The sequence below is a fragment of the Methylobacterium sp. B1 genome (genome assembly GCF_000333255.1).
GTDB lineage: Bacteria > Pseudomonadota > Alphaproteobacteria > Rhizobiales > Beijerinckiaceae > Methylobacterium > Methylobacterium fujisawaense.
Genome location: NZ_BACT01000675.1, coordinates 1 through 776, shown reverse-complemented (window position 1 = coordinate 776; position 776 = coordinate 1). Strand labels below are relative to the sequence as shown.

At 74.9% G+C, this 776-nt stretch carries 1 pseudogene; it reads right to left on the bottom strand.

What is annotated here, in order from left to right:
* A pseudogene (locus I53_RS19940) lies at positions 1–776 on the bottom strand (ATPase); the annotation flags it as partial.

Here is a 776-nt window from a genome sequence, read left to right as displayed (position 1 = left end):
GGCAGGCGCACCAGCCCGTCGGCCAATTCGGCGAGCGGCCCCTCGGGGCGCAGGATCTCCTCGGGGGAGGATTCCCGACGCAGGCCCGCCCGGGCGCAGGCCTCGGCGAGGCGGGCCGCCTGCGGGCAGCTCTGGCGCAGGATCGGGGCGACCGGCTGGAGCTTGGCCATCTGCCCGACGAGGCCGACGAGATCGCCGATCCGGCCGATCAGCTCCTTCCGGTCGCGGTCCAGCATGGAGAGGCCCAGCGTCGAGGCGGCGAGCCGGCCCTCGGCGGCGCTCGCGGTGGCCAGCGCCTTCTTCTCGGCGATCTCGCCGTCGATCTCGCGGACGTAGCCGCGGCTCGCCGCGACGCGCTCGCGGGCGATGCGCAGGGTGTCGGCGCCTTCCCGGAGCCGGGACCGGACGGCGATGAGGTCGAGGCTCCGGCGGCGCAGCTCGGCGCTCGCCGCGCGCAGCTCGTGCGTCGCGGCAGCGAGGACCGCCTCACCCCAGGCTTCGTAGCGGTCGCGCAGGCGCCGCAGGCGTCCGAGGCGGCTCTCCAGCTCGGCGATGGTCTCCAGAAGCCGACGCCAGTTGGCGATGGAGTGGCGCACGCGCTCGACGTCCAGGGGCTCCGGGTCGAGCACGAAGGCGCGCACGAAGGCGCTGGTGTCGAAGATCGGCTTGAACGCCACCGCGTTGGCGAAGCTGCGCAGGAAGTGGCGCGGCTCCGGCGACGGCGCCCCCTCGCGCAGGGTGGCGAGGACATCGGCCGTGAAGCGTTCGCCAGAGGT